This window comes from Limimaricola sp. G21655-S1 (assembly GCF_027213785.1).
Classification (GTDB): domain Bacteria; phylum Pseudomonadota; class Alphaproteobacteria; order Rhodobacterales; family Rhodobacteraceae; genus Limimaricola.
In genome coordinates this window covers 245,574-251,896 of record NZ_JAPWGO010000004.1, presented here as the reverse complement: position 1 = coordinate 251,896, position 6,323 = coordinate 245,574, and the positions used below count along the sequence as shown (strand labels likewise).

At 56.5% G+C, this 6,323-nt stretch carries 5 protein-coding genes, 1 tRNA gene and 1 pseudogene; 1 reads left to right on the top strand and 6 read right to left on the bottom strand.

Translation table 11 applies throughout. From position 1 onward, the window contains the following. Positions 1-228: 228 nt before the first annotated feature. From O4G76_RS06780 to O4G76_RS06755, 6 genes and pseudogenes are all read right to left on the bottom strand, one after another. Positions 229-888, bottom strand: a pseudogene (locus O4G76_RS06780) (transposase). A gap of 63 nt (positions 889-951) precedes the next feature. After that, complete coding sequence (locus O4G76_RS06775) at positions 952-1,875, bottom strand: hypothetical protein (protein ID WP_269396598.1); 924 nt, start codon at positions 1,873-1,875, stop codon at positions 952-954. 312 nt (positions 1,876-2,187) lie between these two features. Next, positions 2,188-2,944, bottom strand: a protein-coding gene (locus O4G76_RS06770; protein WP_269396597.1) for an IS5 family transposase whose coding sequence is annotated in 2 segments (ribosomal slippage) — positions 2,188-2,614 and positions 2,613-2,944 — 759 coding nt in all. Because the reading frame shifts where the segments join, the coding sequence is not laid out codon by codon here. A gap of 156 nt (positions 2,945-3,100) precedes the next feature. Continuing rightward, positions 3,101-3,586 (bottom strand): hypothetical protein, encoded by a 486-nt coding sequence (locus O4G76_RS06765; RefSeq protein WP_269396596.1) that lies wholly within the window; start codon positions 3,584-3,586, stop codon positions 3,101-3,103. Between the two features lie 98 nt (positions 3,587-3,684). Then, entirely contained in the window at positions 3,685-4,692 is a 1,008-nt protein-coding gene (locus O4G76_RS06760) for a hypothetical protein (RefSeq protein ID WP_269396595.1), read from the bottom strand. A gap of 481 nt (positions 4,693-5,173) precedes the next feature. Next, positions 5,174-5,263, bottom strand: a tRNA-Ser gene (locus O4G76_RS06755). Positions 5,264-5,465: 202 nt separating this feature from the next. Here O4G76_RS06755 and O4G76_RS06750 point away from each other — a divergent pair. Next, on the top strand, positions 5,466-6,272 hold the full coding sequence (locus tag O4G76_RS06750) for an SPOR domain-containing protein (protein WP_269396594.1): 807 nt from the start codon (positions 5,466-5,468) through the stop codon (positions 6,270-6,272). The last annotated feature ends 51 nt before the right edge of the window (positions 6,273-6,323 follow it).

Below are 6,323 nucleotides of genomic sequence, written 5' to 3'. Positions count from 1 at the left end.
GAACTTGCTGCTGCTCATCATGGCCTCCTTGCCTCAAAATTAGCGAAGAAGGCGTCCACAAGACACGGGGCTATTCAGTCAGAGTAGAGCGGCCCAGCTGACATCGCATTGCTATTGAGACTGAGCGACGGTCATTGCCCCTCGTCGGCCAGATTAAATAGATACCTCAAGTTGGGCGTTGTTGCAGAATTTAGGCTCGAACCGCGGTGGCCCCTTTCCCCGGTGAGCTCATGCCACGCGAACGATCGCGGCGGTGCCGAGGGCTGAAAAGCAGTTCGTGAGGGCGATGCGAATGTGGACTTCGGCGGTTTGACGGTCGGGGTGGTTTGCAGCGATGCGCTCTCCGAATGCCTTGAAGCATCGCATATTGGCTTCGACACCGTTGGGGCTAGGAATGAACTCCAGGGCGCGGATATCAGACGTGGCTGTATCCAAGAACAGATCGATCTCCCACCACTGGCAACAGCCTAGCATCCCACGCTTGCGAGCCCGTCATGGCCATCGCCTCGGAACTTGATCCCCGTACTCTCGTGGAGCAGGCTGATCGGGCCATCGGCTCAGCGATACGGGACCTGGACGACCAAGCTTTTCTGCCTACGGCACAGTGTTGAGTAGTCCGGCACAGGCCAGTCCAGCCCTGCCCTCCGCAGCAAGTTGGCCTCCATCCCAGCCGTTGCCTCCGCGGCAGCTTGAACTGGACTTTGATCGATAACCAGAACTGAATGGCGCCTTAGGAGAGCACCGGGGGATGTCCCGGCCGTCCCTCATGCGGTGCAAGCCATCGAATATATTTGTCCAGCCAGATCAGAGAGTAGCCGCACTTCCGCGGCCGGCGTTGTAGGCGGAACAGTTCGTCATGCGGTAACGGGCGGAAAAGGGTTTCGTCATGCCGCCCATCTAACCGGCTGATCCGCTGTGTGAACCTTCAAGCGGAGAGTTCTGCGACAACGCCTAGTCGAACGACTTGTAACGAACACCAGATATCAGCTCGTTACGACAGAAAAATGTTTCATGTACAGGCGGAGCCACGACCAGCTCAAGTTGATCGAGCGCCATGCCTTTGATAAACGGCGCAAACGCTACTACCCTCTCTTGGACTGCCGGTAGAGGAGCGGAGTATATTACGCTAGCGCCATTATCTTTGGTCTTCTTTGTGTGCGTCTGAGAAAATTGCTCGACTGGCCCAAGGAAAATTGAGTATGAGCTAAGATAATTCCTCTCCTTCCGCATCACCTCATCACCGCCATCTTGAAACACTCCTCGCCCAACATACAATTTGTTAATTGAGGTGCAGAATCTATCGGACAATTCCTCAAGATAGCTCCCAATAAATACGTCCAAGAGGCGGCTATTTATTTCAAATATCTTGCGGATCTCTCCAGGGGTAAACAATGGCTCCTGAGGGGGATAAAGTGATTTAATATCAGGGCGCTCGCAGCAGAACCTCCCGGCATCGGCTTTGAACCTCTCCAGGTCGCTATTGAATATAGATGCCTTTATTCTACTAGACGTCGCTGATTTTTGACGTGGCGCGCTATCCGTCCACACCCTAGAAAAGAACAGTATATAATCCTCAAGAGCCTCCTCCGAAATACCCTTCCCAAGAGCCTGTGCGAAGAAAATGGAGGACCACTCATCTTGAGATTTCTCGAAGAAGCCAGAACTACGATACTTTTTCTCCTCGTCGTCCATCTCCTTCTTACCTGGCTGGTATTCAGCTATTCTGATTGGCTCACCACTTGCAGCAGATTTCATGAACCTTTCGATCGCGTGTCGGTCATAAAGGTGGCTTTCATTTGTAATATACAGCAGGTTTTGGCGATCAATTTCGCACGGGAAATCCTCATCAAGTCCTGCATGTAGTTTTTTGGCCAACTGCCTTGGCCTCGTCTTTCAGCGTGAAGAATAGTATGACGGTCTCGGGTTCGGGAGATTCTAGATGCTCATGCTGTTTCGGTCTGCTACCATTCAAGAAAATTTGACTATGGCGGCAAGTTCCCCGAGATTCCTTGGGCTCAGCTAGCCCGGTATCGATCGGCGCCGCTCCTGTAAGTAGAAGCGCTGGGCTCAGGTCCCTAAAGCGACCTGCTTCAGGCTTTGTACGGCGCATTATCATTGAACAACCCTTCTGGTTGAACACCTAGCAGATAGCAAGTCCTCGTTTCTAGGGCCAGGACCCGTTAACCTTCAAAGCCAGAACAAGACGGTCGCAGCCAAAGCGATGGCAGATAGGAACACTTTCAGGCATCTGTCGTAGCGCGTGACCATCCGCCTCTGGTCCTTCAGACGCCCGAACATAATCTCGATCCTGTTGCAGCGTTTGTAGCGACGCTTGTTATGCTTGACGGGCGTGGCACGAGATTTCCGGCCCGGGATGCAGGGCTTGACCCCTTTGTCCATGAAAGCTTCACGGATCCAGTCCGCATCACACCCCAGATCGGCGAGCAGCCATTCTGCGTCGGGCAGGCTGCGCAGTAGAATTGCCGCCCATGTGTAGTCACTGGCCTGGCCGGCGATCATGAAGAACCGAATGGGCCCCCCTTGGGTATCGGTAACGGCATGCAGCTGGGTGTTCATGCCGCCTTTGGTGCGTCCGATCAGCCAGCTGCTCCCCTTCTCTCAGCCGCAGGCTGGTCGCCGTGCGGTGGGCCTTGAGGTAGGTCGCGTCGATCATGATCATCTGTCTCTCCGGGCTTTCAGCGGCCAAGCCTTCCATTATCCGGGCGAAGACGCCTTTCTCACTCCACCGCTTCCAGCGGTTGTAGAGGGTATTGGGCGGACCATACTCCTTCGGGGCATCGCACCACCGAAGACCGTGGCGATTGACCACAATGATGCCGCTCAAGACCCGGCGGTCATCGACGCGCGGCTTACCGTGGCTCTTTGGAAAGAAGGGCTGCAGCCGAGCCATCTGCTCGGTCGCCAGCCAGAAAAGATTACTCATTGACCATGCTTCTCGGGGAGCCTGAATCACGCAGCCTCATCAAGATCAATGGGTCCTGAGCCTAGAGGGCCAGCGCCCGAAACCGTCCTACAATCAACAGATTACGAAAAATCCACATTTCGACGACGCATGTAGGGCTGGTCGCAAGATGCCCTACTAAGGGCGGTGCAGGCGATCGGAAAGATAATACACCCCGAGAAAGGTATTGATCAGGAGCTGGGAAAGAAAAAACATAAACACAAAAAGAAGGACGATTAACCCTATGGGCAGTTCGCCACCCCCATAAGTTATTACAGCAAGAACACCGGGAAAGAAAGATGAGAACATAGAGAAGCAGAGCAAGAATATGGAGATCGCAGTGCAATAACCGAAGAGAAAGCTGAGAAAGTGCCTTGGAGTAACATTCATGAACTCCCACTCCCCTCCAGCGCCGAGGACCTCAAGCAGTACTGGCTCGCTCATCTCGAAAGGCTTATCAACGGAAGCGGGCCCAGCAAAAGTTGCGACGGCAGCCAGCGCCGCAATATAGAAGGGCGTCAGCACCGAAAGAACTGGCAAAAAGGACGGGATCAGGCCCTCCCTTTTGAACAAGCCCTCAACATCATCGAGGTCCACCACAAGATAAGAGAGCGCGCCCGCCATCAATACCGGGTAGAGCCAGTTGTATCGCAGGGCGTAAGAATGCGAGACCCTCAGATAATTAATTGCCCTAAAGAAGACCGCTCGCTCAAGACTACGCATCATATCTTCAGCGTAGCCTTCATCTTCGCAATCAGATCGCCGCGTAAGCTTTCCTCACACATCGCCATCGGCGGACTAAAATTGTCAAAGCGAGCCTGAGGTATGAAGATGTTGCTTAGTACATTATTCTTGGAAGGATCGATTCCAATCGTCTTAGTTCTGTCATTCCCATCCTCGATCGTAACCTTCGTGGATTTGGCCGCCTGCATGTTTGCTTGACCAAACAGATCGATCAGAATTTGCTTTGCCGCATCTCCAGTAGGGCGGTTCTTGACCTTCAAACCTACATCCGTCCGCTTCTCAACGGGATAGGCCTTATCACCGAAGGCCGCTTCAACTACCTTGTCCTCAACCCATTTCACCCCTTTAAGGACACCTCCCGCTTCCAAAGCGCCCTTTATCGTATGTGATGCAGGAGCAATAAATTCAACCCTAGGTTGGAATAGCTTATCCTTATCTTCCCCTACCCTCCTTCTCTGCTCTGCTCTGCTCTGCTCTGCTCTGCTCTGCTCTGCTCTGCTCTGCTCTGCTCTGCTCTGCTCTGCTCTGCTCTGAAAGGTAGTTCGCCACCATTCGTTAAAATAGTCGATCACTAAGCTACGCGGAAGGTAATCAATATTCTCAACGCAGGCAGGATAAGTCCGCGATTGGTCATATTTCGCGTCTAAGCTCACGACAACGTGAGCGGAGACGGCCGGATCCTCAGTTTTGCCGCGCGTTATAGTCCGCAGCGTTCCATTCGTCCTATCGGACAAAACATTGTCGGGGATATTTGGATCTGTCATGTGAAAAAGCACTTCAGCATGCCTGGAGTTCGTTATGTTAAACTCCTTTATACGCAGCGCTTTTAGATTCCGATTCAGTAGGTGGGCCTTGCCGTCCAGATGAAGCTGCTGAAGCTTCTTAAACAGATCAAAGCCGAGTGGCACATCATTCTTGAATAGGTTTCGGTAGGTCTTTACACGAAACTCCCCGAGAAACCCATACCGCTCATGCTGGGATATCATACTTAAGAATTCCCTAGCTCCACGTTCGTCCTTAAGGCAATTCGGCTCAGAACGCGCAATCGTTCGCCCTTGAGCAGCTTTCCAAGCAACATGGCTGACTGCTCGCACCGCCCTATTGTTTATCAGCTCAGCCCACAGTTGAAAGAGCTTTTCTCCCTACACCTAATGCATGGCGCATCTGTCATCGGAGCTAAGCTTCGCAGTCGGCGTCTTCCCCCAACCTGCCGATCACTTTCGACGTACTGATGAAGCCGACCGACGTCCTTGTAGATAGCGAAAAAGCTATGGGAAGGATGGAGATGCCCTGTTGGTAGGATGAGGGCGATCCTAGGGAACGGCGGGAGGTGCTGCTAGTCTCGAACTGTAGCCCTCTACAGAAGCGCCGGCGGCCTTTTGCATGTGTGGTGAACGTATGTGGTGCGCTGTGTCGAGCGGCATGCAAGGCATTGGCTTTACAAGAATATTCATGGCACATGCCTTTTGGCGGAGGAGGTGGGATTCGAACCCACGGTACGCTCTCACGCACGGCGGTTTTCAAGACCGCTGCAATCGACCACTCTGCCACTCCTCCGGCGCGCCTCGCCTAAGCACTGCGCGGCGATTCGGGAAGGGCTTCCGATCACGCGATTTTCCGCCCCGGGCGGCGCTAGCCGCTTTCATTGCGGCCGTCCCCCCGATATGTTCGCGTCGCGCCGCCCCGGCCTGCCGGGCCGCGGCGCCGAAACAAGAGCGGGCCGGGCAACGGTCCGAGCGGGGCAATCGAGGGACGTCACATGACAGCCACCAATTCCGTGCGGCCGGTCGCCATGCTGCTGGGCGCGCTGCTGACGCTGGGCGCCTGCGGCGAAACCGGCGGCACCGCCTCCCCCGGCGATCCCAGCCGTACCGAGATCGTGTCGCGCGACGTCGAGGCGCCCGGCATCTTCCAGGTCACCGAGCCCGGCCTGTGGGACGGGCGGCCGTCGCTGGGCGGCGTCTGGGTCGCCTATCCCGAGGTCGATGTGGAGCAGATCGGCCAAGTGGTGATCCGCAACCAGGCCAATGGCCGCTTCGTGATCGGCGCGCTGTTCCGCCGCGAGCGCGAGACGCCGGGCCCGGCGCTGCAGGTCAGTTCGGAGGCCGCCGAGGCGCTCGGCATGCTCGCCGGGGCGCCCGCGACGCTCAACGTCACGGCGCTGCGCCGCGACGAAACCGCCGCACCGGAGGCGCCGGGGGCGACCACGGATTTCGACGATCCCACGCCGATCGCCGCCGTGCCGCTGCCCCCCGCTTCCGGCGAAGCCGGGGCGGCGGAGCCGACCGGGGTCGCCTCTGCGCCGGCGCCCGACGCCCCTGCCGAGAGCACCCTTGAACGGCCCTTCATCCAGATCGGCATCTTCTCGGTCGAAGCCAATGCCCGCGACACCGCGACGGCGATGGAAGTCGAGGGGCTGGGCGCGCGCGTCGTGGCCTCGCAGATCCAGGGCGCCGATTACTGGCGCGTCATCGTCGGCCCGGCCGAGAGCGAGGCCGAGCGCGACGCCGCCCTGACCCGTGTCAAGGCGCTGGGCTTCACAGACGCCTATTTCGTGCGAAACTGACAAGGAGCCGGGCCGCCTGAGGCCCGGGCCAGACCCTTCCGCCGGCCGTGA